The organism is Rhodococcus sp. NPDC080181, assembly GCF_040702225.1.
Classification (GTDB): domain Bacteria; phylum Actinomycetota; class Actinomycetes; order Mycobacteriales; family Mycobacteriaceae; genus Rhodococcoides; species Rhodococcoides fascians.
The window spans coordinates 300,916-326,975 of sequence record NZ_JBFBKN010000003.1; the positions used below are offsets into that span (position 1 = coordinate 300,916).

General features: G+C 65.4%; 26 protein-coding genes. 13 read left to right on the top strand and 13 right to left on the bottom strand.

Features of this window, described 5'->3' with window-relative positions; translation table 11 throughout:
• Positions 1-23: 23 nt before the first annotated feature.
• The 3 genes from AB0O58_RS05520 to AB0O58_RS05530 form a co-directional block, all read right to left on the bottom strand.
• Positions 24-1,187: a multidrug effflux MFS transporter gene (locus tag AB0O58_RS05520; protein ID WP_366237997.1), complete on the bottom strand. Its 1,164-nt coding sequence runs from the start codon at positions 1,185-1,187 to the stop codon at positions 24-26.
• A 168-nt stretch (positions 1,188-1,355) separates the two neighbouring features.
• Positions 1,356-2,300: an aldo/keto reductase gene (locus AB0O58_RS05525; protein ID WP_363797041.1), complete on the bottom strand. Its 945-nt coding sequence runs from the start codon at positions 2,298-2,300 to the stop codon at positions 1,356-1,358.
• 50 nt (positions 2,301-2,350) lie between these two features.
• Positions 2,351-3,295: a DNA-3-methyladenine glycosylase gene (locus AB0O58_RS05530; RefSeq protein ID WP_045841617.1), complete on the bottom strand. Its 945-nt coding sequence runs from the start codon at positions 3,293-3,295 to the stop codon at positions 2,351-2,353.
• Positions 3,296-3,401: 106 nt separating this feature from the next.
• On the opposite strand from AB0O58_RS05530, the gene AB0O58_RS05535 reads away from it, so the two are divergent.
• The 3 genes from AB0O58_RS05535 (at position 3,402) to AB0O58_RS05545 (ending at position 8,151) form a co-directional block, all read left to right on the top strand.
• On the top strand, positions 3,402-5,873 hold the full coding sequence (locus tag AB0O58_RS05535) for a LuxR C-terminal-related transcriptional regulator (protein ID WP_082079202.1): 2,472 nt from the start codon (positions 3,402-3,404) through the stop codon (positions 5,871-5,873).
• A gap of 82 nt (positions 5,874-5,955) precedes the next feature.
• Entirely contained in the window at positions 5,956-7,194 is a 1,239-nt protein-coding gene (locus AB0O58_RS05540) for an MFS transporter (RefSeq protein ID WP_269431376.1), read from the top strand.
• Positions 7,195-7,275: 81 nt separating this feature from the next.
• Positions 7,276-8,151, top strand: coding sequence for a helix-turn-helix transcriptional regulator (locus AB0O58_RS05545; protein ID WP_045841619.1), 876 nt, complete (start codon positions 7,276-7,278; stop codon positions 8,149-8,151).
• Here the strand turns inward: AB0O58_RS05545 and AB0O58_RS05550 are convergent.
• The 3 genes from AB0O58_RS05550 to AB0O58_RS05560 all read right to left on the bottom strand — a co-directional run bounded on the left by AB0O58_RS05550 (position 8,097) and on the right by AB0O58_RS05560 (position 11,054).
• The gene (locus AB0O58_RS05550) at positions 8,097-8,642 is read right to left on the bottom strand and encodes a hypothetical protein (protein WP_204847291.1); all 546 of its coding nucleotides are present in this window, start codon (positions 8,640-8,642) and stop codon (positions 8,097-8,099) included. The two genes, AB0O58_RS05545 and AB0O58_RS05550, sit on opposite strands and share 55 nt — an antisense overlap.
• 109 nt (positions 8,643-8,751) lie before the next feature.
• Positions 8,752-9,765 (bottom strand): DJ-1/PfpI family protein, encoded by a 1,014-nt coding sequence (locus tag AB0O58_RS05555; RefSeq protein ID WP_366237985.1) that lies wholly within the window; start codon positions 9,763-9,765, stop codon positions 8,752-8,754.
• A complete protein-coding gene (locus AB0O58_RS05560) occupies positions 9,762-11,054 on the bottom strand; it encodes a LuxR C-terminal-related transcriptional regulator (protein ID WP_366237986.1) in 1,293 nt (430 codons plus the stop codon). The genes AB0O58_RS05555 and AB0O58_RS05560 overlap by 4 nt, the downstream gene beginning before the upstream one ends.
• A gap of 133 nt (positions 11,055-11,187) precedes the next feature.
• Between AB0O58_RS05560 and AB0O58_RS05565 the strand changes: the two genes are divergently transcribed.
• The 4 genes from AB0O58_RS05565 (at position 11,188) to AB0O58_RS05580 (ending at position 13,859) form a co-directional block, all read left to right on the top strand.
• A complete protein-coding gene (locus AB0O58_RS05565) occupies positions 11,188-11,448 on the top strand; it encodes a DUF3263 domain-containing protein (protein ID WP_230074136.1) in 261 nt (86 codons plus the stop codon).
• Between the two features lie 37 nt (positions 11,449-11,485).
• Positions 11,486-12,571 (top strand): S-(hydroxymethyl)mycothiol dehydrogenase, encoded by a 1,086-nt coding sequence (locus AB0O58_RS05570; RefSeq protein ID WP_366237987.1) that lies wholly within the window; start codon positions 11,486-11,488, stop codon positions 12,569-12,571.
• Positions 12,568-13,200 (top strand): MBL fold metallo-hydrolase, encoded by a 633-nt coding sequence (locus AB0O58_RS05575; RefSeq protein WP_045841624.1) that lies wholly within the window; start codon positions 12,568-12,570, stop codon positions 13,198-13,200. The genes AB0O58_RS05570 and AB0O58_RS05575 overlap by 4 nt, the downstream gene beginning before the upstream one ends.
• A 113-nt stretch (positions 13,201-13,313) precedes the next feature.
• Positions 13,314-13,859: a ribonuclease H gene (locus AB0O58_RS05580; protein ID WP_032367901.1), complete on the top strand. Its 546-nt coding sequence runs from the start codon at positions 13,314-13,316 to the stop codon at positions 13,857-13,859.
• A 26-nt stretch (positions 13,860-13,885) separates the two neighbouring features.
• On the opposite strand, the gene AB0O58_RS05585 is transcribed toward AB0O58_RS05580, so the two are convergent.
• From AB0O58_RS05585 to AB0O58_RS05600, 4 genes are all read right to left on the bottom strand, one after another.
• Positions 13,886-14,770, bottom strand: coding sequence for a pirin family protein (locus tag AB0O58_RS05585; protein WP_094643620.1), 885 nt, complete (start codon positions 14,768-14,770; stop codon positions 13,886-13,888).
• The gene (locus AB0O58_RS05590; RefSeq protein WP_032369579.1) at positions 14,770-15,225 is read right to left on the bottom strand and encodes a MarR family winged helix-turn-helix transcriptional regulator; all 456 of its coding nucleotides are present in this window, start codon (positions 15,223-15,225) and stop codon (positions 14,770-14,772) included. The genes AB0O58_RS05585 and AB0O58_RS05590 overlap by 1 nt, the downstream gene beginning before the upstream one ends.
• On the bottom strand, positions 15,215-16,324 hold the full coding sequence (locus AB0O58_RS05595; protein ID WP_366237988.1) for an LLM class flavin-dependent oxidoreductase: 1,110 nt from the start codon (positions 16,322-16,324) through the stop codon (positions 15,215-15,217). Before AB0O58_RS05595 ends, AB0O58_RS05590 begins: the two co-directional genes overlap by 11 nt.
• Before the next feature lie 88 nt (positions 16,325-16,412).
• A complete protein-coding gene (locus AB0O58_RS05600; protein WP_366237989.1) occupies positions 16,413-16,787 on the bottom strand; it encodes a hypothetical protein in 375 nt (124 codons plus the stop codon).
• A gap of 229 nt (positions 16,788-17,016) precedes the next feature.
• Between AB0O58_RS05600 and AB0O58_RS05605 the strand changes: the two genes are divergently transcribed.
• Positions 17,017-17,517 (top strand): GNAT family N-acetyltransferase, encoded by a 501-nt coding sequence (locus AB0O58_RS05605; protein WP_032372551.1) that lies wholly within the window; start codon positions 17,017-17,019, stop codon positions 17,515-17,517.
• Between the two features lie 71 nt (positions 17,518-17,588).
• On the opposite strand, the gene AB0O58_RS05610 is transcribed toward AB0O58_RS05605, so the two are convergent.
• On the bottom strand, positions 17,589-18,476 hold the full coding sequence (locus tag AB0O58_RS05610; protein ID WP_027495223.1) for an oxidoreductase: 888 nt from the start codon (positions 18,474-18,476) through the stop codon (positions 17,589-17,591).
• Positions 18,477-18,559: 83 nt separating this feature from the next.
• Here AB0O58_RS05610 and AB0O58_RS05615 point away from each other — a divergent pair, with 83 nt between their 5' ends.
• A complete protein-coding gene (locus AB0O58_RS05615) occupies positions 18,560-18,709 on the top strand; it encodes a helix-hairpin-helix domain-containing protein (protein ID WP_141214575.1) in 150 nt (49 codons plus the stop codon).
• Between the two features lie 4 nt (positions 18,710-18,713).
• On the opposite strand, the gene AB0O58_RS05620 is transcribed toward AB0O58_RS05615, so the two are convergent.
• Together AB0O58_RS05620 and AB0O58_RS05625 are read right to left on the bottom strand one after the other, a co-directional pair.
• On the bottom strand, positions 18,714-19,520 hold the full coding sequence (locus AB0O58_RS05620) for a pentapeptide repeat-containing protein (protein WP_032372549.1): 807 nt from the start codon (positions 19,518-19,520) through the stop codon (positions 18,714-18,716).
• 46 nt (positions 19,521-19,566) lie between these two features.
• A complete protein-coding gene (locus AB0O58_RS05625; protein ID WP_027495226.1) occupies positions 19,567-19,950 on the bottom strand; it encodes an MmcQ/YjbR family DNA-binding protein in 384 nt (127 codons plus the stop codon).
• Between the two features lie 81 nt (positions 19,951-20,031).
• Here AB0O58_RS05625 and AB0O58_RS05630 point away from each other — a divergent pair, with 81 nt between their 5' ends.
• The 4 genes from AB0O58_RS05630 (at position 20,032) to AB0O58_RS05645 (ending at position 25,986) form a co-directional block, all read left to right on the top strand.
• Positions 20,032-20,793 (top strand): putative protein N(5)-glutamine methyltransferase, encoded by a 762-nt coding sequence (locus tag AB0O58_RS05630; protein ID WP_032372548.1) that lies wholly within the window; start codon positions 20,032-20,034, stop codon positions 20,791-20,793.
• Between the two features lie 127 nt (positions 20,794-20,920).
• A complete protein-coding gene (locus AB0O58_RS05635; protein ID WP_027495228.1) occupies positions 20,921-21,622 on the top strand; it encodes a type 1 glutamine amidotransferase domain-containing protein in 702 nt (233 codons plus the stop codon).
• 168 nt (positions 21,623-21,790) lie between these two features.
• Positions 21,791-24,046, top strand: coding sequence for an endopeptidase La (lon, locus tag AB0O58_RS05640; RefSeq protein WP_230593532.1), 2,256 nt, complete (start codon positions 21,791-21,793; stop codon positions 24,044-24,046).
• 65 nt (positions 24,047-24,111) lie between these two features.
• A complete protein-coding gene (locus tag AB0O58_RS05645) occupies positions 24,112-25,986 on the top strand; it encodes an ABC transporter ATP-binding protein (protein WP_032372546.1) in 1,875 nt (624 codons plus the stop codon).
• The last annotated feature ends 74 nt before the right edge of the window (positions 25,987-26,060 follow it).

Consider the following 26,060-nt stretch of genomic DNA (forward strand, 5'->3'; position numbering starts at 1 on the left):
CCCACACGATGACGCGAGTGAGGTCACCGACGTGCGGACAGGACGGTCACCGACCCGAGTGCGATCAGCGCTGCCGCCGAGGTGGCGACCATCGTCGTCGAGACGGCGATCGCGTCGTTGCCCAGTGCACCGACGATCGGTGCGACGATCGCCCCGAGTCCGAACTGTGCGGCACCGAGTAGTGCAGCTGCGCCGCCTGCCGCTTCACCGTGGCGGGACAGCGCCAGCGCGGGCGCGTTGGGCATGACGAACCCGACGGCCCCGAGTACGAACCACAGCGGGACGACGAACCCAGCCATGCCGCCGACCTCGGTGACCGCCAGGACGACCATGATCGCGCCGGCGACGACGCCGAAGGACAGCGCCGACAGGACGATCTGCACCGGTGCGAAGCGTCCCAACAGCAGGACGTTGAGCTGGGATGCGCCGATCAGAGAGATCGCACCGGCCGCGAAGACGATGGCGAATTGTTGCTCGTCGAGGCCGAACTCCTCCTGCAGGACGAACGACGAACCGGCGACGTACGCGAAGAGCGCCGACATGGCCAGGGCAGCGACCATGACGAGGACGACGAACTGTGTGTCACGCAGCAGCGATCGGTAGGTCCACAGAACGGGCATGATGCCACTGGCTCGACGACGCTCGGGCGGCAGGGACTCGCGCAGCGACACGATTGCCAGCGTCATCAACGCCACGCCCATGATCGCCAACGCGGCGAACACGAGCCGCCAGGAACCGACGAGAAGTACCGCACCGCCGAGCGACGGTGCCAGCACCGGAGCGACGCCCATGACGAGCATCAGGCGAGACAGGACGGTCGCGGCGGCTCGCCCGCTGAACAGATCTCGGACGATGGCCATGGCGACCACGGCAGCAGCTGCGGCACCGAGGCCCTGAATCGCACGCAGGCCGCCGAGTACGGCGATGTTGGGAGCAACGATGCAGGCGAGCGACGCCAGGATGTGCACTCCGGTGCCCACGATGAGGGGCAGTCGTCGGCCGACGATGTCCGACAGCGGCCCGATGACCAGTTGGCCGAGCGCGAGGCCGACCAACGTACCCGCGAGCGTGAGCTGCACTGCAGACGACGGGGTGTTCAGATCCTCGGCGATGGCAGGAAGTGCCGGCAGGTACATGTCGATGGTCAGTGGACCGAGGGCGATGAGCGCGCCGAGTACGAGGATCACCCGGAGGCGCTCGCGTGACGTCGGCTCGGTTGTGGGAGCCGACGTGCTGCTCTCGCGCGTGTCGGTCACCTGCGCGCTGGTTACGGATGTGTTCGATGCTGGGGCCACCCGAAGGTCAGCAGCGTAGGAGTTGATTCTGTTCCCGTTGCTGACTACAACTTTCGTGTCCTATGCCACCGCGTCGGACAGTCCGGTGAGTGTGTCCACCTCGTGGCTGGTCAGACGCAGTGTCGGCGCGTCGAGCAGAGCCGGTACCTGAGCGAGCGAGCTCGCGCTCGCGATCGGTGCGGTGATGCCCGGTCGAGCGAGCAACCAGGCGAGAGCCACACTCGACAACTCGGCCGAGCGGGAGTCGGCGATCTCCTGCAGGCCCTGCACCACAGCCAGGCCTGCGTCGGAGAAATAGCCCGTCGTCAGTCGCTCGCGCTGAGTACCGGCCAGATCCTCCCGGGTGCGGTACTTACCCGTCAGGAAGCCGGCGGCGAGGGAGAAATACGGAAACACCCCGAGGCCGTTGTCGACGGCGAGGGCTTGCAGTTCACCCTCGTAGTCGCGACGGGCAACGAGGTTGTAGTGCGGTTGCAGTGCGATCGGTGCCGCGAAACCGTTGTCTTTCGCCAGGCCCAGCCACTCGCGAACCCGCGCGGGGGAGTAGTTCGAGATGGCGACGTGGCGAACTTTGCCTGCCCGGACCAGGTCGTCGAACGCGGCCAGGGACTCGGCCAACGGCGTCTTGTCGTCGTCGTAGTGCGCGTAGTAGACGTCGATGTGATCGGTCTGCAGCCTGGCCAGGGAGGCGTCGGCCGCGGCCCGAATGTTGCCCGGTGCCAGACCGCGGAACTCGGGATGCTGGCTCACCTTGGTCGCGAGAACGACGTCGTCGCGGTTGCCACGGGCCGTCATCCACTTGCCGATGATCGTCTCGGATTCGCCGCCGGAGTTGCCGTCGGCGAAGGCAGAGTACGAATCGGCCGTGTCGACGAAATTGCCACCTCCCGCGGTGAACGCGTCCAGGATGTCGAAGGACGTGTCCTCGTCGCTGGTCCAGCCGAAGGTGTTCCCGCCGAGGGCAAGCGGAAAGATGTCCAGATCGGACGTACCGATAGCAACCACGAACTACTCCTTAGGTCGGCGAACAACTAGACTGTACGAGTAGGCCGGGATCAGTGCCAGGTGTGGTCCACCAGCGCGGTCCGTGGCCCGAATTTCGGCTTGGTCGCCTTGCCGCTGAGATACAGGAGCCGAATCGCGCGATGACGATGCGGTGCCAAGGGCTGCAGATACTCGACCATCTCCGCGTCGTCGATCGGTCTACCCAACAGCGACCACCCCACCACCGCGGCCAGGTGGTAGTCGCCCACCGACAACGCGTCGGGATCCCCCAGGGCGCGCTGCGCGGTCTCGGCCGCGGTCCAGATGCCGACACCCGGGATCGCGCGCAGCCTGCGTTGCGCATCCTCGGGCGTCATGTTCGACGCCTCCTCCAGCCGTCCGGCTGCGCGCGCGGCACGGACGATGGTCTTCGACCGAGCCGGGTCGACGTTGGCGCGGTGGTAGTCCCACGACGGGATGCGTCGCCACACGTCGGCGGTGGGAAACACGAACATCGTCTTCGGGGTCGGGCCCGGTGCGGGGTCGCCGAACTTGCTCACCAGGTACCGCCACGAGCCGAACGCCGAAATGCCGTGTACGCGTTGCTCGATGATCGCCGGTATCAGGGCCTCGAGCACCAGCCCGGTCCGGCCGAGGCGTAGGTGCGGAAGTTGTCTGTGTGCCTCGCGCAGAATCGGATGCTCGGGCGCGAAACTCGAGGCGTCGTCGTCCCGGCCGAGCAGAGCCGGGGCAACGTCGAGCAGTTCGTCGGCACCGGGCCCCCAGGCGCGCACCATGACGCTGCTCGGTGAGGCCTGCACCAATCGGTACGTGACCGGGCCGGAAATCATGCGCGACGTCCGCCACACGGCACCGTCCGGCGTGGACTCGTAGGTGGGATCGCCGCGGCCCCGACGCAGCGGTGACATGGACATTCGGATGTCGACGCGCTGCTCGAAGTCGACAAGGCGGGTGACGCCGTGATCGGTAGGGCCGGAGGAGGCGTTCTCGGTCATCGCTCGGGTCACCTCCGTCGCAGTCGTCGTCGGCCGGTTCAGTGTGTCCCTGCCAGGGCCATATTCAACACCCTTGCGCAGACACGGGTGAAAATATATTGGACGAATGCCCACATCACCGGATCGCGACGCAGTGCTGCGTGAGGGCCGCTCGTGTTTGTCCGCTTCGCCGGAGAACCGGCGGATCCTGGTGATCTCGGGTGCGCGAGGCATCGGCAAGTCCACGGTTGCCAACACCATCGCGGACGAGGCGACAGCGCTGGGTTTCCGGGTGGTGGATCTGCCGTGCCTCGCGTACTCCCCTGCGGCCGCGCTCGATCAGGGGCTGCTCGATGAGGGGCTGCTGGGTGATCTGGTGGCGGCCGACGTAGATGTGAAGCCGACGCTGCTGGTAATCGACGACCTGCATCTGTTGCCCGCGGGCTCGCGTGACCGACTCGCTCGTGCGGTGAAGGCGGCGGTACGTACCCCGCATGTCCGGTGTATCGCCACGACCGTCGACACCGTCCCGCCGCCGTTGTGGCGGGAGTTCGCCTTCCACCGTGTGCGACCGCTGCCCGACGACGCGGTGCGCGATCTGTTGAATGCTACGGAAACGGCAGCGGCGCAACGACAATCGATTATCGAGTTGTCGCAGGGAAACCCTCTCGTCGCGACCGAACTCGCTCGCGCTGCGCCGATCTGGCGCCGGGATCCATCCGTCGGCGGTGCGATGCTCGACCGCGCCCACCTCACCGATACGCTCGCCGACATCGGCGCGTTCGAGGTCGCCGGGCTCGACGAGGAGTCCAGGCGTCAAATTCTCGGCGATGCGGTGCGACACATCGTCTCTAGCGAGCACGGCAGCGACTCCGCGGCCGTCCACCCACATGGCGACACTGTCGCACAACTGTGGATTCTTGCCTCCTCGACCGCCGAGGAGCGCATCGCCGTTCACCTCGAATCCGCTGCCGACGGTCGGCTGACGCCCGACGAGCGTCTGGTGCATCGGGCACTCGCAGCCCGAGCGCCCGATGCGCACCTCGTCACTGCACTCGACGAGCGGGCGCACGACCTGGCGTCGCTGCAGCGCTACCGCCGGGCAGTGGCGTTGCTCTGCCGTGCAGCAGCGCTCGAATCCGATCGTGGACGCGCCCAGGCCCTCGAGGTGCGGGCGGCGTCCATAGCGGCATTCGCCGGCTTCGTCGATCTCGCGGTAGCGGTCTTGGACCGTATGCGGTCTGGACATCCCGATGCGGCCCTGTCCGAGACCGTTCCGGCCCGAGCCTTTGCCGTCGTGGCCCGGGGAGGCGACCCCCGTGCTGCGTTCGGCGTCGTCGTGCAGGCTCTCGATCGATTGCCGGATGCGGTCGCCCCTGACGTCGTCGATCAGTTGATCGGTTCGGTTCTGGCGTACAGCGCACTGAGCGGTGACAGCGAACTGGTTGCGCAGGCCCTGCAATGGGCGGTCAAATACGAACAGCATCTCGATCCGGTCAACGTGCTCGTCGCGCGGTCTCTCGGCGTCTCGGGTTCGAGAGTGCACGTGAGGGCACTCGAGAGCCCGGCGCTGATGGACGCGGTACGAGCCTCGCTGCGCACCGGAGACCCGTGGAAACCGGTCCTGCTGCAGCTGGCGATGCCCACCTTGCTGTGGGATCCTAACGACAGTTGTCGGCTGTCGGACGTGGTGGACTCTGTCGCAGCTGGGTTTCCGGCCGCCGAGTCTCTGACCCGGCTGCGGCACCTCGCCGCACTCGCCGCTCGAGGACAGTTCTCTGCGTTCGTCGAGGCCGTCTCCTCGGGACTGCCGGATGGCCTCTTCGACGAGCAGGAGGGCCTGCTGAAATCCTCGGTGGCAGCTGTCGCTGGTGGCGAGAAGAGCTGTACTGCAGCCGAATCGGTGGCACTGGGCCGCTTCGACGTCGCCTACGAGCGGATGCGCCGCCGCGATCTCTCGGCGGAGCACTGTTCGATCACTCCGTACGGACCACTCGAAATACTGGACTACGTCGAATCCTGTGTACGGCTGCGGCGGTCGGACGAGGCGCGCACGTATCTCGACCGACTGCGCCGAACCCGGCCCGATTTCTGGGGAGCCCGCCACAGTGCACTGCTGACTGCAGCCGAAGCGATGCTGGCGGAGGCCGGAGCCGAGGCGCTCTTCGAGGCGAGTCTGCATGAACTACGCACCGCAGGATGGTATTTCGATGCGCCGCGGGTTGCGCTGGTCTACGGTGAGTGGCTGCGCCGCCACCACCGGGTGATCGAAAGCCGCGGTCGGTTGAGGTACGCCGCAGATTTGTTCGCAGAACTGGGTGCACGCACGTGGCTGCGCCGAGCCGAGGACGAATTACGGGCGGCAGGAGCCGGCCCGCGCCCGCGTGAGGGTGATGCGGGCTCGGGGTTGACCGGGCAGGAATTGCGCATCGCGTCTCTTGCTGCCGCCGGTCTGACCAACAAGGAGATCGGCGAACAGCTGTATCTCTCGGCTCGTACTGTCGGCGGTCATCTGTACCGAGTGTTTCCCAAATTGCAGATCACCACGCGGTCCGCGCTGCGGGACGCACTCCTTCGTTACGAGGGCGGTGGACGGTGAGTGAGCACGTACTCGCCGGCTCTGGTTCGATCTCCTTGTCGACGGCACAGGACGGACGGCCCTTGCAGAACAGGAGATCAGCGTGACCCGATCGGACGAAAAGTCGTCGCCCCGCATGTCGTCGCCCCGCATGTCGGTGTCGAGTGCGACGGCATTCGTCGGAGTTGCCTTCGCGTTCGTGGTGGCGATGATGGGCACCACCATGCCGACGCCGCTCTATGCGCTCTACGAGGTCGAGTTCCACTTCTCCGTCTTCGTCGTCACCCTCGTGTTCGCGGCGTATGCCGTCGGTGTACTCGCAGCTCTGTTGGCGTTCGGCCGCTGGTCCGACTCGTTGGGACGACGCCCGATGCTGTTGGCGGCCATAGCATTCGGATTGATCAGTGCCGTGGTGTTCGTCACCGCCGGCTCGCTGACGGCCCTGGTGATCGGCCGCGTGTTGTCGGGAATCTCGGCCGGCATCTTCGTCGGTACCGCGACGGTGACGTTGATCGAGTTGGTACCCGACCGATGGCGTGACCGTGCATCGGCGATCGCTACCGCAGCGAACATCGGGGGCCTCGGCCTCGGACCGTTGGTGGCCGGAGTGCTCGCGGAGTATCTACCGCAACCGTTGCGTCTGACGTTCGTCGTCGACATGGTTCTGCTGGCTGCGGCAGCAGTGGCGGTGTTCCTCGCACCGGAGACGGTGCGGGTGGACGGCGGAGCACGCCCGCACATGCAGCGGCTGTCCGTTCCACCGGAGGTGCGCGGCACCTTCGTGCGCGCCTCGATCGGAGGTTTCGCCGGCTTCGCCGTACTGGGTCTGTTCACTGCCGTCTCGCCGGGATTCATCGGCGGTGTGTTGGGAGTCGACAATCACGCCGTCACCGGGGTGGTGGTGTTCACGGTCTTCGCTGCGTCGGCGACGGCCCAGATTGCTTTGCGCGCAGCCGATCCCGCGTCGGCGCAGCGGTGGGGATGCGCGCTGCTGCTGCTCGGTCTGGTGTTCCTGGCCGCGTCGCTGCTGCTTACCTCGTTGGCCGTTCTGGTGGTAGCGGCGCTGCTCTGCGGCGTCGGTCAGGGCATGACATTCGCCAACGGCATGTCCACGATCGGTGCCGAGCTTCCTCCGCACCGTCGGGCAGAGGTCACCTCGACCTTCTTCGTCGTGTTGTACATCGCCATCTCGGTACCGGTGATCGGGGCCGGAGCCGTGGCGACCGGATGGGGCCTGGTGACGGCGGGAGTGGTGTTCGCCGTCGTGATTGCGGTGCTCGCGGCGGTGGCGTTCGTGCTGTTGACCATCGATCTGCGCAAGTCTCGGGCTGCCGTGTCCTGAAACGGTCGACAGTGGGCCGGATTCGCACTCGATTCGGGACGGCGGGTAGGAGATGATGGTTGTCGACAGGAGGTCCTGACGATGGCCGAACGCTCGTTGCTTGCGGACTTCCTTCGGGTGCGCCGGGAATCGCTGCAACCCGAGCAGGTGGGTCTGGTGCGCGACGGCAACCGCCGAGTGCGCGGCCTGCGACGAGAAGAGATCGCCCGGCTCGCCGATATCAGCGCCGACTACTACCTGAGGCTCGAGCAGGGGCGCAATCATCAACCCTCCGAGCAGGTTCTGGCTGCGCTGAGTCGGGCTCTGCGTTTGGACGAGGACGAGCGGGCGTACTTCCACCGGGTGGCGCGCGCGCAGTCCGGCCCGGCCGTGGTCGAGGCGCTTCCGCCGCGAGTGACCGAGGCGTCGGCCCGGGTGTTGGAGCAGTGGGTCCACACGCCGGCGTACATCACCGACCGCCATCACGATCTGCTTGCGCTCAACGGTCCGGCTGCGCTGATGACGCCGGGCCTGAAAGTGGGTACCAACCTGATGCTCGATGTGTTCGCGCACGAGCACAGTGCCGCCTCGCCGGAGGACTGGGCCGTCACGGCGCAGCGAATGGTGTCGGCGCTGCGATTCCACGCGGCACCGGGTCACCCGCGACTGACGGAGTTGGTGGGCAGATTGTCGGTGGAGAGCCGCGCTTTTCGCAGGATGTGGGCCAAACACGACGTACGGCCGTTGTCGTCGAGCATCTCCGTCGTCCCGGTGGAGCCGTTCGGTCTGGTCGAATTCCGTTCGCAGACTTTGGAGATCGTCGGCGAGGGTGGGCAGTTCATCACCACCTACTTCGCCGATCCCGGTAGTCGGTCGGCATCGGCGATCCGGCATCTGGTTGCCGGAGTCCCCGGCCGCGACACTCAGTTCGTTGTTCCTCGGTCCGATTCGGACGATCGGACCGCGTCGGCTAGTTGACGTAGAGCTGCCCTCGACTGTGCTGTTCGGGGCCGCAGCACCATCAGTACGTGGTCCTCGGCGGCAGGCATCAACAGGTAGTCGAGCATCAACGGACCGACGACGGCATGTTCGATCGTCACGGTTCCGGTTCTTCTCGCGCTGGTCTCACCGGCCCACTTCTGCGCGAATGCCGAACTACGGGTGGATAGTTCGCCGACGATGCGGCGAAAGGAGTCGTCTGGCTCGTGCCGATCCAACGACTCACGAAGCATGGCGACCACCTGATCCGCCGACGATTCCCACCCAGTAGGCGGGTCGTAGGCGGGATCGTCTCGATCGCTGCAGAGCGAACCGGCGTCGACGAATGTGAACACGGCCAGATTGACCCCCTCGGCGAAGCTCGGCGACACCGCGCGTGCGAGCATCGTGGACGATTCGACGGTCAGATGCCGATCCAGCAGTACTGCAGGCGAATACGCCCAGGACTCGAGCGCCTCCACGTTGTGCATGATTCGACCATAGATGCAGGCAGTTGCCGGTCCGGTAACCCTGCCAGGGCCACCTTCGACCGGCGGTGTTCGATCCTCCCGAGGTGAACGAAAGCGTTGGGGCCGAGTATCACTGGGCTGGATCGGTCGTGCGGAACTTTCTCTGGTAATCCGACGGTGTCACACCGAACTTGGTGACGAACGCACGCCGAAAAGCAGCGGGCGTGCCGAATCCTGCGTCGGCAGCGGCCCGGGCCACCGAGTAGCCGGACTCGAGTGCGGCTACCGCGATATCGAGACGCATCGCGGTCACGTAGTCGAGAGGCGTCGTGCCCAGTTCCTCGCGCACGATGCGATTGAGATGCCGCACACTGACATTGGCGTGTGCCGCGAGAGCGCGCAGGTTCGCGGGTCGTGTCGGGTCGGCATGGATGTAGTCGGTGATAGCGCGAGAGACCTGGGTCCGCGGCGGCGGACCCTTCAGCGACACCGAATACTGCGACTGGCCGCCGGAGCGCTGCATGTACACCAGCAGTAGTTGCGCGACCGTTCTGGCTATCGGGGCACCGTGATCACTTTCGACCAACGCCAACGCCAGATCGATTCCGGCAGCGACCCCGGCCGAGGTGTAGATGTCGCCGTCGCGAACGAAGATCGAATCGGGTTGGACACGCGTGTCGGGAAAGCGTTCCGCCAGAGCCGACGTGAACTTCCAGTGAGTGGTCGCACTCCGGCCGTCGAGCAGACCGGATCCCGCCAGCGCGAACGCCCCACTGCAGATAGACGCCACCCGCCGCGCTCGGGGCGCGAGCAGCGCCACCGCGTCGAGCAACGCCGGGTCCTCGAAGATGGCCGGAGCCGATTCGCTACCGGGAACGATGAGGGTGTCGAAGTCGCCGCTGTCGGCGACGGCGGCGTTCACCGACACCGTCATTCCCATCGAGGTCACCACGTCACCGCCGTCGATCGAGAGGAAGACGATGTCGTAGCCGTCGACTCGCTGGTTCGCTTCGAGGAAGACCTCGGCCGGGCCGACGAAGTCGAGCATCTTGACCTGGTCGAAGAGCAGAATGCCGATGCGCCGACGCTGGGTCGGACCACGCCGAGACGGGTCGTCGTTCACCCGAGTGGTCGAACGCGTCACGATGCTCGGATTCCGGCCTTCATGCCCACGGCACCCGCTTCACCGCGGGTCTTGACCTCGAGCTTCCTCAGGATGCTTGCGACGTGGAACTTCACCGTGCTCTCGCCGATGTTGAGGCTCGCGGCAATGTCCTTGTTGCGCTTGCCGTATGCGAGGTAGCCGAGAACTTCTCTCTCGCGACGGTTGAGGGCGGCGAGAAGTTGTTCGTCGGCTCGTGCGGGAGGCGGGTCGAGAGGAATCGCGATGCTCACGCGTGATCCCCACCCGGCGGTGGATTCGAACGAGATCGATCCCCGGAGGGTGTGCACGCGTCCGGAGAGCTGTTGGGTCAGAGTCTCGGTGTCGCAGGCGTGCAGGCCGTCGTTGCGGACTTCGAGCAGCAGGTTGGTTCCGTCGCAATCCCACGCGATACGTACCCGTCGAACATCCGGCTGAGCCACGTAGGCGAGTACGACGGTCCGAACCACGGCTCGCGCCGCGCGTGCGATCTCGCCGGGGACCGGTCTTCCGTCGACTGGGGGAGCGACGTATTCGACGTCGATCGAGGACTGGTCCAACACAGTGGCGAGCTCCCCCTGCAGCCTGGCGAAGGCGGTGGTCACTGCTTCCTGCCCCAGCTCACGGTTGGCTTCTTCGATGGAGCGAAGCTCGATCAGTGCCGCCGACGCGGTATCGCTGGCGGTTGCGCGTGCTCGCGCGTCATCGAGGTCCTTCGAGCGCAGCGTGGACAGCACGGACGTGAGGGTATCGACGTGGGCGTCGACCATCTCCGAGATCACCCGAGCACGCTCGCTCGAGGCCGCCAGGGATTCGGCGAGATACGCAGGACTCGCCTGGACCACCTGATGGCGTATGGAGGTGGCTACGATTCCGAAGGCAACGCCGACGTCGGAGTCCGGATCGAACTGCGGCGCAGCCGATTTGGGCACCAGGACCAGCAGGGTGTCGGTCGTGTCGTCGAGTTGCGTCGCGAGACGTCGCTGTGCACCGGCCAGGCGCCCCGGGCCGTCCAGAGCTCGGCGCCCACTCTGCTGCACCGATTGCTTGAGGTCGTCGAGCTCCTTGATCGTCACGCGGCTCGTCATCGACTCGTCGCCACTGACTTTTCTCGGACGGCCGGTGCATTCCCTGGTGAAAATGATCATCGCCGAGTGCGGATACCGCTGCGACGACCACCACGAAAAACGAGCAGCTATCTCGACCAGCGGACCGGTCAGGACCTCCCGAAGCGCGGCGAGCGAGTCGGTCGGTTCGGACCTGGCGGGGGTCGACGGGGCAGGGCTGCTCACGTGCGCATCCTAGTACTCGGAGCGGCGTCGTGTGATGTCCGTTCGGCCAGTGATTACTAGCCGTTGTGCGTGGTTCTTTTCTCGCGGTAGGACGACAACCTGGACATCGGATTCATCGACGAAGGGAACACCGTTGAGGACGACCACCGAAACCCTCGCGTCGACTCTCGGCTGCCCGGAAACGAAGCGCATGATCGACTTCGCGACCCGGTGGATGCCCTACGGCGGCGGGCCGGCCGAGGACATTCTGGTCGGGTTCGGAATCAGCCCCACCGAATACTTCACCAGACTCGCCGCAGTGCTTCGCGAACCCGACACAGAATCGACTCTCGACCGCGACACGATGTCCGCGTTGCTCGAGGTGTGCCGCCGCAGGCTCTGGCTCGGCGAGTGAATCGTCCTCCGTACATCACCTGACCTCAGGAGTGCTTGTGTCACAAACCGTTCATGCCGTCGTCGCCAAGGCGAAGGGTGAGCCCGTCTCGATCGAGACGATCACCATTCCCGATCCCGGCCCGAACGATGTCGTGGTCACCATCGCCGCGTGCGGGGTGTGTCATACCGATCTGCATTACCGCGAGGGCGGTATCAACGACGAGTTCCCGTTCCTGCTCGGCCACGAAGCCGCAGGCACCGTCGAAGCGATCGGCGACGCGGTCACTCATGTCGAGGTCGGTGATTTCGTGGTGTTGAACTGGCGTGCGGTGTGCGGGGAATGCCGAGCCTGCAAGAAGGGCACCCCCTGGTATTGCTTCGACACCCACAATGCGTCGAAGAAGATGACTCTCGCCGACGGCACCGAACTCTCTCCTGCGTTGGGGATCGGGGCGTTCGCCGACAAGACCCTCGTCCACGAAGGACAGTGCACCAAAGTCGACCCGGACTCCGATCCGGCGGTGGTGGGGTTGCTCGGCTGCGGGGTGATGGCCGGGTTGGGTGCGGCGATGAACACCGGGAACGTCTCGCGCGGGGATTCCGTCGCCGTGATCGGGTGCGGCGGTGTCGGTGATGCTGCGATCGCCGGGGCCCGCCTGGCGGGGGCGTCGACGATCATCGCCGTCGACCGCGACAAGGGAAAGCTCGACTGGGCTCTCGATCTGGGGGCCACGCACACGGTCGATGCCTCGCAGGTCGATGCGGTCGAGGCCATCCAGGAGTTGACCGGTGGGTTCGGGGCGGATGTGGTCATCGATGCCGTCGGGCGTCCGGAGACGTGGAAGCAGGCGTTCTACGCCCGCGATCTCGCCGGGACCGTCGTCCTCGTCGGGGTGCCGACGCCGGAGATGACCGTCGAGATGCCGTTGATCGATTTCTTTTCCCGGGGTGGGTCGTTGAAGTCGTCGTGGTACGGCGATTGTCTGCCGGAGCGGGATTTTCCGATGTTGGTCGATCTGTACGAGCAGGGTCGGTTGCCGCTCGAGAAGTTCGTGACCGAACGGATCGGTCTCGGTGATATCGAGGCGGCGTTCGAGAAGATGCATCAGGGCACGGTGCTGCGTTCGGTGGTGGTCCTGTGAGCGGGCAGTTCCGGGTCGAGAAGGTTGTCACGTCGGGGACGTTCGCGCTCGATGGTGGCGAGTGGGAGGTCGACAACAACATCTGGTTGGTCGGTGACGACGACGAGGTGGTGATCGTCGATGCTGCGCATACGGCCGGTCCGATCGTCGATGCGGTCGCCGGTCGTGCTGTGCGGGCGATCGTGTGTACGCATGGTCACAACGATCATGTGACGGTCGCTCCGCAGTTGTCGGGGGAGTTGGATGCGCCGATTCTGTTGCATCCGGCCGATGATGTGTTGTGGGAGCAGACGCATCCGGGCATCGGGCATTCGGTGCTCGAGGACGGTCAGCGGATCACCGTCGCGGGGACGGAGATCGTGGCGTTGCACACTCCCGGTCATTCGCCGGGGTCGAGTTGTCTGTATCTGCCCGAGGCCGGTCAGTTGTTCTCGGGGGACACGTTGTTCTCCGGTGGGCCAGGGGCGACGGGTCGGTCGTATTCGGATTTCCCGACGATCATCGGCTCGATCCGGGATCGATTGTTCGCGTTGCCCGCCGAGACCCGGGTCAACACCGGGCACGGAGACGGAACGAGTATCGGGGACGAGTCCCCGCACCTCGAAGAATGGATCGCCCGCGGGAATTGAGGTTCGATGTTTCGCAGCACAGTGTCAGCGATGCCCAGCTTGGGAGAAGTCTCTCCCGGCTGCCGGGGCGAGTCAGCCGGGGTTTGTCGGTGGCCCGAAGTAGGGTCCTGTCCGTGATCATCGTGAGTACGGACGGCTCTTGTCTGCGTAACCCCGGCGGAGCAATCGGGTGGGCGTGGGTCAATCACACGGGTCCGAGCAACTCCGGCGGCGAGCCCTCGGGCACCAACCAGGTAGCCGAGCTCCGCGCCTTGCTCGAGGCAGTGTTGGCCCACCCCGGCCCGGAGCCGTTGCTGATCGAATCGGACTCTCAGTACGCCATCAAGTGCGCGTCGGAGTGGCTGGCAGGCTGGAAGCGCAAGGGGTGGAAGACTGCGGGCGGCACCCCCGTGCGCAACCTCGATCTGGTGCAGAGCATCGAGCGAGCCATCACCGAACGCGAAGGGCCGGTGCGATTCCGGTGGGTTCGCGGCCACGTCGGCAATCACTTCAACGAAGCAGCCGACGCGCTGGCGGGCGAAGCCGCCCGTGCCATCGCGGCCGCCGGAGCGAACGCGGTGCCTGCACCGACCGAGGCTCGCAGCGGACCCGTTGCACAGAAGGAATCCGTTCCCGCTGCGCCGCGCCCGTCCGAACCGGAGATCGCCACCCTGTTCTGACGGCCGAGCCGCGCGCATGTTCCGGATCAGCCGCGGGGTCTCATCCGCGCGTTGGGTAGTTCCGGTGCGTGCAACCTGGGCCCGGGGTAGCCCTCCACGGTGCCGAACTGACCGTTCTCGGCCTCGTACGCGGCCCGATACTCCACCACGTCCTCGTGGCTGCGGCCGACGAAGTTCCACCACATGACTATCTGTTCACCGAACGGCGGACCGCCCAACAGGAGGAATCGAACCGGTTCGCGGGCGGGATTGTGGAGCTGCATCGACCGGTGCCCGGGTTCGAGGTAGCCGAGTTCGGCTGCGGCCAGATCGGTCTCGTTCAGCGTCACCGATCCTTGGTCGACGACAACTCCGTGTTCGTAGGACTCGTCGATCTCGACGCTGACCCGCGCCCCGGCGTCGAGCACGATCTCCGCTCCGAGCAGTGGCGTGTACGTCGACACCGGCGAGGTCTCGCCCAGAAGCGATCCGAGAAACACCCGAGCGGTCAGGCCGGGCCGGGAGATCGAATCGGGAACGTAGTGCTCGAAAGTCGGTGCCACGAAACGGGATACGGCGGGCAGTGCCACCCACAGCTGCATCCCGTGCAGGATGTCGGTGTCGGGTGTCGACACCTCGGAGTGGCTGATGCCCTGCCCGGCCGTCATCAGGTTGAGCTCCCCGGGCCGCACCATCGCATGAGATCCGACGCTGTCGCGATGCTCGATCTCACCGGAGAACAGCCAGCTGACGGTCTGTAGGCCGGTGTGCGGGTGCGGTGCGACGTCCATGCGCGAGTGCTCGGGCCCGTAGTGGTCTGCGAAACACCATGCGCCGATGAGGGATCGGTCCTTGTGCGGCAGGGTGCGGCGCACCTTCATGGCACGAGGGCCGCCGAGTGGAACCTCGCGTGGGGTGAGGACCTGGATCATCAGTGCTCCCGGATGTCGGTCTGGGCGAGTCTGAGCTTGGTGCACAGACTGTCGAGTGTCCTGAGTTCGTCGGTGTCCAATGCATCGCCGACGTAGCGCCTGATGCGGGCGGCGTGTTTGCGTCCGATCGAGGCCTGCAGGTCTGATCCCGCGTCCGTCAGGCAGATCACGGTCCCGCGTTTGTCCGACGGATCATGCTCTCGGACAACGTAACCCATCGCCTCGAGTCGGTCGCACATCCGGCTCAGCGACGGTTGGCTGAGCAGGATCTCGTCGTTGAGTCGACGCAGTCGGAGTCTGCGGTCCGGGCTGGTGCTCAGGGTGAACAGCACGTCGTATTCGCGCATGCCGATCGGATCCCAGATGTCGTCGGCGGCGAACCGGCGCATCAGGGAAACCTGGGAGCGAAACAGCGACTCCCAGGCGTTCACCGCCACCTCCGTGTCAGACGGCAACTGCTGGTTCCTTCGCAGCGGCCGCGGCCTTCTCTGCCAGCATCGAGGCGTCGGTCGGAGGATTCTCCGGAACGCCGGCCGGGCGTCGGGCAGCGAATTCCTTGCGCAATACCGGTACGACGTCCTCGCCCAGGATGTCGAGTTGCTCGAGCACTGTCTTCAGCGGCAGGCCGGCGTGGTCCATCAGGAACAGCTGACGCTGGTAATCGCCGAAGTAGTCTGCGAATGCGAGCGTCTTCTCGATGACCTGCTGCGGAGATCCGACGGTCAGCGGGGTCTGCTCGGTGAACTCCTCCATCGTGGGGCCGTGGCCGTAGACGGGTGCGTTGTCGAAGTACGGTCGGAATTCGTTCACCGCGTCCTGGCTGTTCTTGCGCATGAACACCTGACCGCCGAGACCGACGATGGCCTGGTCGGCGCGGCCGTGGCCGTAGTGCTCGTAGCGCTCCCGGTAGAAATCGATGAGCTGGATGTAGTGCTCTTTCGGCCAGAAGATGTTGTTCGCGAAGAAGCCGTCACCGTGGTAGGCGGCGATTTCTGCGATCTCCGGGCTGCGGATCGACCCGTGCCAGACGAACGGCGCAATGTCGTCGAGCGGACGGGGAGTGGACGTGAACCGGTCGAGTGGCGTCCGGAAGTTTCCCTCCCACGTGACGACGTCCTCGGTCCACAGGCGTCGCAGCAGCTGGTAGTTCTCCAGAGCCAATGGGATGCCCTGACGGATGTCCTGTCCGAACCACGGGTAGACCGGGCCGGTGTTGCCGCGACCCATGATGAGGTCGACGCGTCCCTCGGACAGATGCTGGAGCATCGCGTAGTCCTCGGCGATCTTGACCGGGTCGTTCGTCGTGATCAGCGTGGTCGACGTCGACAGGATCAACTTCTCGGTGGTGGCCGCGATGTAGCCGAGCATGGTCGTCGGTGACGAGGGTACGAACGGCGGATTGTGATGCTCGCCGGTCGCGAAAACATCCAGACCAACGTCCTCGGCATGCTTGGCGATGGTGACCATCGATCGAATGCGCTCGTGCTCGGAGGGCGTCGTCCCGGTGGTGGGGTCGGTGGTGACATCTCCGACGGTGAAGATTCCGAACTGCATGGCGTGCTCCTACCCGAACGACAAGTTCATGCGTTTGCATTGACTATGCCGTACAACCGGGGTGCGGTCCGGGTTATTTCCGCGGCGGTCACTGCACGAGCGACGCGGTTCCGGTGAGCAACCGCACGTCGTACGACTCGGTCGGGCCGTGCTGCTCGGTGGTTCCGCCGTGCACGGTGTACAGCACTGCGTACGAGGTGAACGTGACGTCCTGGCCGTCGTCCGTATCGATGTTGACGCGGGGCAGAACGACGAGCAGGTGGGTCCGGTTACCGTCCGAGAGGGTCTCGACGACGGTCCGCACCTCGAATCCCAGATCGGATCGGGTGACGTCGGTGGATTCCAGCGTCTCTCCACTGAGGACGAGCTGCGCCGCCCACACTCCGGCGGAGCGATGGGCGTCGACGGTTCCGGTGAGGTCGTCACCGCTGAAGTCGTAGTGGTTCGCTGCTTCGAAAGGCATGGTCACAGGCTATGCCTCGGTCGGTGAAAAAACTTCGAGAGAATTTCCCATCCGCTACCCATCCACCCGGTGACGGGCCCCGAATGGTCAATGAGACACCCGCTACTGCTGTCGCCCCCGACCGCCGTCAGTAGTGGGTGTCTCCCTTTGTTTTGCAGTGGCTCCGTCTTGGACGCCATAGGTGGGCCGTGAGCCCGTATCGGCCTTCCGATTCCCTAGCATCGACTTCATGGCGTTTCGTATCGTTCCTGTCACGGCCGAGTCGTGGCGGTCGTTCCGTGCGCTTCGCCTCGAGATGTTGGCAGATTCGCCGAAGGCCTTCGGCGAGACTCTCGATGCTGCGTCGCGGCAATCGGACGACGACTGGCTGCGGCGAGCCGCCGAAACCAGTTCTGCGCTGTCGTGTGGATTCGCCGCGGTGGACGACGCCGGTCGATGGGTAGGGATCATGCGGGCTCGGGTCGAGGACGGCAGGACATTTCTGCTGGGCGTCTACGTGACGCCGCTCCTGCGGGGCGAAGGCTTGGCCGAAGCCTTGCTGCTCGAAATCGAGCGGTGGGCCGGCAAACGTGGGCACGACCAGCTGACGCTGGAGGTGCACGAGCACAATCAACGCGCCCAGGCGTTCTATCGGCGCATGGGATTCAACGACACCGGTGACAGAGTCCCTTACCCCCTTGCTCCCCAGGAGCACGAAGTTGTGATGACGAAACCTTCTGTCGTGACGTAGTTCTCGTCGAAGAGGAAAGATGTTGCGAAACCCCGGCTTCCGATATCGGTCTATCTCGCCGGGATTCCGTCTCAGAACGGGTAGCCGACTCCAGTGAGTTTCTCGCTGGCGTCCCACAGCTGGGCTGCGAGTGCGGGATCCTGAGCCATCTTGGTCATGCTCGCCGGGCCCGGCTTGCCGCGGGACTCGAACAGCGATGTGGGACCGCTGTAGGTACCGCCGCCTGCGACGTCGACCGCATAGAGTGTGGGAAGCGCTCCGGCACGGGCGGACTGAGAGATGAACTTCAGTCCGATCGGTGCCAGGGTCGCCAGGATCTTGTTGCTGCCCAAGCCGTCCGGGCTCGAGTAGAGCTCGGTCGACGAGATGCCGGGGTGTGCCGCATTGCTGGTGACCTTGGATCCGGCCTTGTCGATCCGACGCTGCAGTTCCAGCGCGAACAGGATGTTCGCGAGCTTGGAGTTCGCGTATCCACGTTGCGCGTTGTAGCCACGCTCGAGCTGGAGGTCGTCGAAGTCGAGCTTGGGGCGCTGACGGTGCGCGACCGAGGCGACGGTCGTGATCTTCGCGTCGGCGGCGAGCTTGGGGAACAGCAAACCGGTCAGCGCGAAGTGGCCGAGGTGGTTGGTGCCGATCTGGAGCTCGAACCCATCCTTGGTTTCGGTTCGCTTCGCCGGCATCATGACGCCAGCATTGTTGATCAGAATGTCGATCGATTCGGGAGCCGACTCGGCGTACTTGCGGACCGAACCGAGATCGGCCAGGTCGAGGGTGGCCGTGTCGACAGTTCCGTTCGGGGCCTCCGCGCGGATCTTCGCCGCTGCGGCGTCGGCCTTGTCCTGGTTGCGGCAGGCGAGCGTCACGTGATCGCCGCGCTTGGCCAGCTCCAAAGCTGTGTAGTAGCCGATACCGGTATTCGCTCCGGTGATGACAACGCGTTTCTGCTTGGTTTCGGGCACGGCAACAGGCTACCGGTCTGTTTTAGAATGCGCCGGTGAGTACAGCAGAACCCCTTTTTCCGACAGGGATCGGAAACCCCGCGATGCGGGCATTGCGAGCTGCGGGATATACCTGTCTCGACGACCTGGCCGGGGTGCCCGCTGCTGAGCTCGCGTCACTGCACGGAGTCGGACCGAAGGCAGTGAGGATCGTTCAGGAAGCGCTCGAGCGCACCGGCAGGTCACTGAGCTGAACGGTCACGTCCAATGTCCGGGACGGGTCAACGCCTCGGGTAGCTGTGTCGATCTGTCACCGAGCGCCGCATTGATCTGGAATTGCGTCGCGAAGATCGTCTCGCGCAGATTCGCACCGCGGAGATCGGCACCGCGAAAATCGGCCCCGATCAGGTCGGCCCAGCGCAAGTCGGCACCGCGCAGATTCGCCCCGATCAGGTACGTGCCCCGCAAGCTCGCACCGCGGAGGTCCGCACCGGCCAGCTTGGCCCCGATCATGTCGCGTCCGCGGTAGTTCTTCTTCTTGCCCGACACCTCTGCGCGCACCAGATCGCTTGCATCGAGCAGCGCCTCGTTGACCCGCGAGCGCACTGCGAAGACGTCGACCGACAACAGGACCTCGGGAGTCTCCGACGTGAGAGCGTCCAGCTCCTCGTACTCGTGGGTAAGCCGGCTGTGCAGGGATGCGGTCGATGTCCGGCCACGTGCATCTGCCAGGTACCAGAGCAACTCGTGCAGATCCCGCATGATCGGGAACACCGCGAACATCTCCGACGAGTTCGACGGCGTTTCTCGCCAGTCCCGTCCCGCGAACGTCGATTGCGACACTTTCTGCCCAGCACCGAAACAGTCGTACACCGTGCATCCGGGAAAGCCCTTCTCCCGAAGCGACGAGTGGATGCCGCAGCGCGAGTCCTTCTGAAGGTTGCGGCACGGTTCCCCGGCGGCTTTGTCGACGGCGAAATCCGACGACTTGGCGAAGGGCAGAGCAACGCAACAGAGTCCGAAGCAGCTGCCGCAATCGGCGAGCAGATTCTCGGGTGGGCTCATGTGTTCACTCTGTCCTTCGGGCAGCCGCAGCGTCAAACGAGAATCGTCACTCCGGACGTCGGAGGAGTGCGACGAGCTTCTTCGGGGCCCGGGTGCAGTAGCTCTCCGTGATCAGCTCGCCGAGTTCCGTTCGATCCACCGACTCGTCGAGCAGCATGCCGATGATCTCGGGTCCCCAGCCGGGGGCGAAGAAGCCGTCCTGCCTCGACAATGCGTCGAGTTCTATTCCTCGGGAACGGAATACGAGGACGTGAGCCGGTCCGTCGGTCCCCGCTGCTGTTGCGAATGCCGGAGGAGTGCCGTCGACAATGTCGAGGACGTGGGCGAAGGTGCGGCCACGTACCCGCCATCGGGTACCGACCCACGCCTGCTCCTCGTAGGTCTCGGGCAACGCCAGACACATCTGTCGGACCTCGGGTTCCCAGTTCATTCGACTCCCTGTGACACATGCCGGGCTACAGTATTTCAGCGCGGGGCAGTTGGGCGCAGGCACTTGGAGGAGGCTCCATCCATGGTGAGACCCGAGTACGACGAGGTCGTGTCCGGTCTGCGCGGGGCCGGCTGCGTGTTCGCGGAAGAAGAAGCCGACATTCTGGTCGAATCCGCATCGGACAGCGACGATCTCGCCGCCCTGCTCGCTCGCCGTATCGCCGGGGAACCGCTCGAACACATCGTCGGCTGGGTGTGGTTCTGTGGTCGACGCGTCGCCGTCGAACCGGGGGTATTCGTACCCCGTCGGAGAACTGAATTCCTGGTGAATTGCGCTGCAGCACTGCAGCCGTCGCGATTATTGGACATGTGCTGCGGATCAGGTGCGGTAGGACTGTCGGTCGGTGGCGTCACCGAATTACATGCCGCCGATCTCGACGCGGCGGCCGTGGAATGCGCCACGCGCAACCTGGCTGCCGTCGGGGGTACGGTGCACCGCGGCGATCTGTACGACGCCTTGCCGCCGGAGTTGCTCGGATCCTTCGATGCGATAGTGGTCAACGCGCCGTACGTCCCGACGGCCCACATCGAACTGATGCCGCGAGAAGCGCGATTGCACGAGCCGCGGATCGCGCTCGACGGCGGCGAAGACGGTGCCCGATTCCACCGTCTCGTGGCCGAGGGGGCACCTGCATGGTTGTCCCCCGGCGGTCACTTGCTGATCGAAAGCAGTGCTGCACTGGCTGATTCGACTCTGCGGGCAGTGCGCGACTGCGGATTCCACGCGCGGGTGAGCGCATCGGACGAATTCGACGCGGTGGTCGTGATCGCTTCGCGTACGTGACGAGACGAGTGCCACACCGCCGGTTTCGGCGGCGCGTTTCGGCGGTGCGTTTCGGCGGTGCGTTTCGACCGAGGCGTTTCGTGGCATACCCCAACGGATCCCGATAGAGAAAAGAGGCTGTTCGACCATGACTACTTTGCTGTTCGCGGTAACCGCTGCCGACCATTGGACCCTGAACGACGGAAGCAAGCACCCCACCGGGTACTGGGCCGAGGAGCTCGTCGAGTCCCATCGCACATTCGTCGAGGCCGGGTGGGACATCACGGTGGCGACGCCGGGTGGCAAGGCTCCGGTCGTCGACGAGGGCAGCCTGGCCGTCGACGCGAACGGTGGCGACGAGCAGAAGGTGGCGGACCAGAAGAGCTACCTGGCCTCGATCGAGTCGATCCTGTCCTCGCCCGCGAAGCTGGAAGACCAGAAGGCCTCCGACTTCGACGTCGTGTTCGTCCCCGGTGGCCACGGGCCCATGGAGGACCTCGCCGTCTCGACGAGCTTCGGTGCCCTCGTGGTCGACTTCCTCGATGCGAACAAGGTGGTCTCGGCGGTGTGCCACGCACCGGCGGCCCTGCTGCCTGCCGTCCGTACCGACGGCTCCTGGGCTTTCGACGGGTACGAGCTCACCGGCTTCACCGACGAGGAAGAGACCCAGGCCGGGCTCGCAGACAAGGCCCCATGGCTCCTCGAGACCCGGCTGCGCGAGAACGGCGCCAAGTTCGAGAACGCCGACGCCTGGTCGCCACATGTGGTCGTCGACCGCAACCTCTACACGGGCCAGAACCCCGCATCGACGCGTCCTCTCGCGGAGAAGCTGGTCAGCGCCCTGAAGTAGGACGCCGTGGACGGTCGGTGTTCTGCCCACGGAGAACATCGACCGCTCGGGGAACATCACTACTCCTTTCGAAGTTGAGCCCCTATAGCTCAACCCTTTGGAGGAGAAGTGACCGGAACCGTTCGTGTCCCCGTACTGTTCCTGACCGACCCGATCGTCCTGCCCGGAATGGTGGTGCCCGTCGAACTCGACGAGGCCGCACGCGCCGCCGTCGACGCAGCGAAGGCAAGCAACGACGGCACGCTGCTCGTCGCTCCCCGACTCGAAGATCGGTACGCCGCTTATGGCGTTCTCGCCACCATCGTGCAGATGGGACGGTTGGCCGACGGTCGCCCGGCCGCCGTCATCAAGGCAACTCGTCGTGCGCACATCGGCCACGGGGTCAGTGGCCCCGGGGCGGCCCTGTGGGTCGAGGCCGAGCCCGTCGCCGATACAACCCCGAACGACGACCTCAAAGCGCTTGCAGCCGAATACAAGCAACTCGTCGTGGCGATGCTGCAACGCCGCGACGCGTGGCAGGTGATCGACTCGGTCAACAAGCTCACCGACCCCGGCGCGATCGCCGATACCGCGGGCTACGCGTCGTACCTGACTGACGTCCAGAAGCGGGATCTGCTCGAAACACCTGACGTGGCAACGCGTCTGACATCGCTGATCGAGTGGACCAAGGCTCACTTGGCCGAGGTCGAGGTCAACGACAAGATTTCCGGTGACGTCCGAGAGGGCATGGAGAAGACACAGAAGGAGTTCCTCCTGCGTCAGCAGCTCGCCGCTATCCGAAAAGAACTGGGCGAGGACGAACCCGACGGTGCGGACGACTACCGCGGCCGCGTGGAGGCTGCGGACCTGCCAGAGAAGGTGCGCGAACAAGCGCTCCGTGAAGTGGGCAAGTTGGAGCGGGCCAGTGATCAGAGCCCCGAGTCGGGGTGGATTCGCACCTGGCTCGACACCGTGCTGGACCTGCCGTGGAACAACACCACGACCGACAACACCGACATCGATTCGGCGCGAGCCGTTCTCGATGCCGACCACCACGGCCTCGACGACGTGAAGGACCGCATCGTCGAATATCTGGCCGTTCGCGCACGGCGCTCCGAGCGGGGTATGCAGTCCGTCGGCGGACGCGGCTCCGGTGCAGTCATGGTGCTCGCCGGACCTCCCGGTGTCGGTAAGACCTCGTTGGGCGAATCGGTGGCCCGCGCTCTCGGTCGTACCTTCGTCCGTGTTGCCCTCGGTGGGGTTCGCGACGAGGCCGAGATCCGCGGCCACCGTCGCACCTACGTCGGCGCATTGCCGGGCCGCATCGTGCGGGCGATCGGCGAGGCGGGATCGATGAATCCCGTTGTGCTGCTGGACGAGATCGACAAGGTAGGTTCGGACTACCGCGGTGATCCCAGCGCCGCACTGCTCGAGGTACTGGACCCGGCGCAGAACCACACGTTCCGCGACCATTACCTCGATCTGGATCTCGACCTGTCCGACGTCGTGTTCCTTGCCACCGCCAACGTGATCGATCAGATTCCCGGCCCACTGCTCGATCGCATGGAGCTGGTGACCATCGATGGATACACCGAGGACGACAAGGTCGTCATCGCTCGGAACTACCTGCTTCCGCGTCAGATGGAGAGGGCGGCAGTCACATCCGACGAGGTGACCGTCACCGACGCCGCACTGCGCAAGATCGCTGCCGACTACACCCGAGAGCCCGGGGTGCGGCAACTCGAACGCTTGCTGGCCAAGGCTCTACGTAAGGTGGCGACGAAACTTGCGGGCACCACGGACGCGCTCGAGATCGACGAGCCGGATCTGGTGACCTACCTCGGTCGTCCGCGCTTCACCCCCGAGGCGCACGAGCGAACCGAAGTACCGGGTGTCGCAACGGGTCTGGCGGTAACCGGGCTCGGCGGCGACGTGCTGTTCATCGAGGCGGCCTCCACCGAGGGCGACGCGGGCCTCACGCTCACCGGCCAGCTCGGCGACGTGATGAAGGAGTCGGCGCAGATCGCGCTGTCCTACGTGCGAGCGCACGCAGCTCGATTCGGCGTCACTGCCGAATCACTGGATCGCAGTATCCATGTGCACGTTCCGGCCGGGGCAGTGCCCAAGGACGGTCCTTCGGCGGGCGTGACGATGGTGACGGCCCTGGTGTCGATGGCCACCGGGCGTCCGGTGCGGTCGGACGTGGGAATGACCGGAGAGGTGACGCTCAACGGACGTGTGCTGCCGATCGGTGGAGTCAAGCAGAAGCTGTTGGCGGCTCAGCGCGCCGGGCTGAAGACGGTGTTCATTCCGGCACGCAACGAACCCGATCTGGACGACGTCCCTGCGGAGGTCCTGGAGGCGTTGGACGTTCGGCCGATGACCGACGTGGCCGACATCCTGGCGCTCGCGCTGGAACCGGCGGAAGCTGCCGCGGCCGCGTGAGGTGACGGCGACCGTTCTCGGGCTCTGCTTGACCTCGAGTTCGGTCGAGGTTCTACGTTGGTGTCATGAGCATGGAGATGACCGCGTGGAACCAGATGTATCGCACGATGAACAGCTCCGGCGCGCAGTCTTCGTTCTCCAAGGAGACTGCGCGCCGGATCCTGTCGTTCGCAGCACCGCATCGACGCGCCCTCGGCGGCTTCCTGGTGCTCAGCGTCGCGCTGGCGGTGCTTGCGGTGGCAACTCCGGTATTGGCCGGGCGGGTGGTCAACGCGATCGTCGACGGGCGAGAGCTACGTGTGGTGGTGCTGCTGGCTCTGGCCATCGCGGTGATCGCCATCGTGGACGCAGGCTTCGGTCTGATCAACCGGTGGCTCTCGTCCAACATCGGTGAGAGTCTGATTCTGGATCTGCGCACCGCAGTGTTCGACCATGTACAGCGGATGCCGATCGCCTTCTTCACCCGCACCCGAACCGGCGCTCTGGTCAGTCGCCTCAACAACGATGTCATCGGTGCCCAACGCGCATTCAGCACCACGTTGTCCGGAGTCGTCAGCAACGTGGTGACGCTGGCTCTGACGCTCGTGGTGATGATCGGAATCTCCTGGCAGATCACTCTGCTCGCGCTGATCCTGTTGCCGGTGTTCGTGCTGCCGGCCCGTCGCATGGGTCGACGGCTCGCACGTCTGCAACGTGAAGCGGCAGCACACAATTCGGCGATGAGCACCCAGATGACCGAGCGTTTCTCGGCGCCGGGAGCGACACTGGTCAAACTGTTCGGGCACCCCGACCAGGAATCCGTCGAGTTCGCGGTTCGAGCCGCCCGAGTCCGCGACATCGGAGTTCGGAGCGCGATGGTGCAGACCGTGTTCGTCACGGCGCTCACCCTGGTGTCGGCTCTGGCCCTCGCCGTGGTCTACGGACTCGGCGGCTTCTACGCACTCAGTGGTCGACTGGACCCGGGTTCGGTTGTCGCACTGTCCCTTCTGCTGGCCAGGCTCTACGCGCCGCTGACCGCACTGGCGAGTGCCCGTGTCGAGGTCATGAGCGCGCTGGTCAGTTTCGAGCGAGTGTTCGAGGTGCTCGATCTCGTTCCTCTGATCGCCGACAAGCCGGACGCGACGGTGCTGCCCCCGGGGCCGGTGGCCGTCGAACTCGACGACGTCAGGTTCGCATACCCGTCGGCCGACAAAGTGTCGCTCGCGTCCCTGGAGGAGGTAGCAACTCTGGATTCCCGTGGCGGCGAAGAGGTTCTGCACGGTGTGTCGTTCCGGGCCGAACCCGGTCAGATGGTCGCCCTGGTGGGTACCTCCGGTGCGGGCAAGTCCACGATCGCGCAACTGATCGCTCGGTTGTACGACGTCGACAGCGGCGCAGTGCGGCTCGGCGATGTCGACGTGCGAGACCTGACCGCCGAATCCGTCCGCAACACAGTGGGAATGGTGACTCAGGACGGTCATCTATTCCACGAAAGCATTCGCTCGAATCTGCTGCTGCCACGGCCCGACGCCACCGAGGACGAACTGTGGGACGCACTGTCGCGGGCCAGGCTCGCCGATCTCGTGCGTTCCTTGCCCGACGGGCTCGAGACAATCGTCGGCGAGCGCGGCTACCGCCTGTCCGGCGGGGAGCGTCAACGCCTGACGATCGCACGGCTGCTGATCGCGCAGCCACGGGTGGTGATACTCGACGAGGCCACGGCCTCACTGGATTCGACGTCCGAGGCCGCCGTGCAGGCAGCGCTGGCCGAGGCGCTCGAGGGCAAGACGTCGGTGGTGATCGCGCACCGGCTCTCGACCATCCGAGCAGCGGACGCCATCCTGGTGATCGAGAACGGACAGGTCATCGAGCGCGGAACACACGACGAGCTCCTCGCAGCGGGCGGCCGCTACGAGGAGCTGCATCGAACACAGTTCGCGCACACCGTGCCAGCGGAGTGACCTAGGAAAGCCGGGAGCGCAGCCTGCGGAGTGACCTAGGAAGGCCGGGAGCGCAGCCTGCGGAGTGAGCTATG

Coding starts and splice junctions, on each gene's coding strand:
- AB0O58_RS05595 (WP_366237988.1), bottom strand. CDS start 16,324: ATGCAGTTCGGAATCTTCACCGTCGGAGATGTCACCACCGACCCCACC.
- AB0O58_RS05530 (WP_045841617.1), bottom strand. CDS start 3,295: ATGACCGAGAACGCCTCCTCCGGCCCTACCGATCACGGCGTCACCCGC.
- AB0O58_RS05535 (WP_082079202.1), top strand. CDS start 3,402: ATGCCCACATCACCGGATCGCGACGCAGTGCTGCGTGAGGGCCGCTCG.
- AB0O58_RS05545 (WP_045841619.1), top strand. CDS start 7,276: ATGGCCGAACGCTCGTTGCTTGCGGACTTCCTTCGGGTGCGCCGGGAA.
- AB0O58_RS05645 (WP_032372546.1), top strand. CDS start 24,112: ATGAGCATGGAGATGACCGCGTGGAACCAGATGTATCGCACGATGAAC.
- AB0O58_RS05635 (WP_027495228.1), top strand. CDS start 20,921: ATGACTACTTTGCTGTTCGCGGTAACCGCTGCCGACCATTGGACCCTG.
- AB0O58_RS05605 (WP_032372551.1), top strand. CDS start 17,017: ATGGCGTTTCGTATCGTTCCTGTCACGGCCGAGTCGTGGCGGTCGTTC.
- AB0O58_RS05620 (WP_032372549.1), bottom strand. CDS start 19,520: ATGAGCCCACCCGAGAATCTGCTCGCCGATTGCGGCAGCTGCTTCGGA.
- AB0O58_RS05585 (WP_094643620.1), bottom strand. CDS start 14,770: ATGATCCAGGTCCTCACCCCACGCGAGGTTCCACTCGGCGGCCCTCGT.
- AB0O58_RS05630 (WP_032372548.1), top strand. CDS start 20,032: ATGGTGAGACCCGAGTACGACGAGGTCGTGTCCGGTCTGCGCGGGGCC.
- AB0O58_RS05550 (WP_204847291.1), bottom strand. CDS start 8,642: ATGCACAACGTGGAGGCGCTCGAGTCCTGGGCGTATTCGCCTGCAGTA.
- AB0O58_RS05615 (WP_141214575.1), top strand. CDS start 18,560: ATGCGGGCATTGCGAGCTGCGGGATATACCTGTCTCGACGACCTGGCC.
- AB0O58_RS05625 (WP_027495226.1), bottom strand. CDS start 19,950: ATGAACTGGGAACCCGAGGTCCGACAGATGTGTCTGGCGTTGCCCGAG.
- AB0O58_RS05600 (WP_366237989.1), bottom strand. CDS start 16,787: ATGCCTTTCGAAGCAGCGAACCACTACGACTTCAGCGGTGACGACCTC.
- lon (WP_230593532.1), top strand. CDS start 21,791: ATGGTGGTGCCCGTCGAACTCGACGAGGCCGCACGCGCCGCCGTCGAC.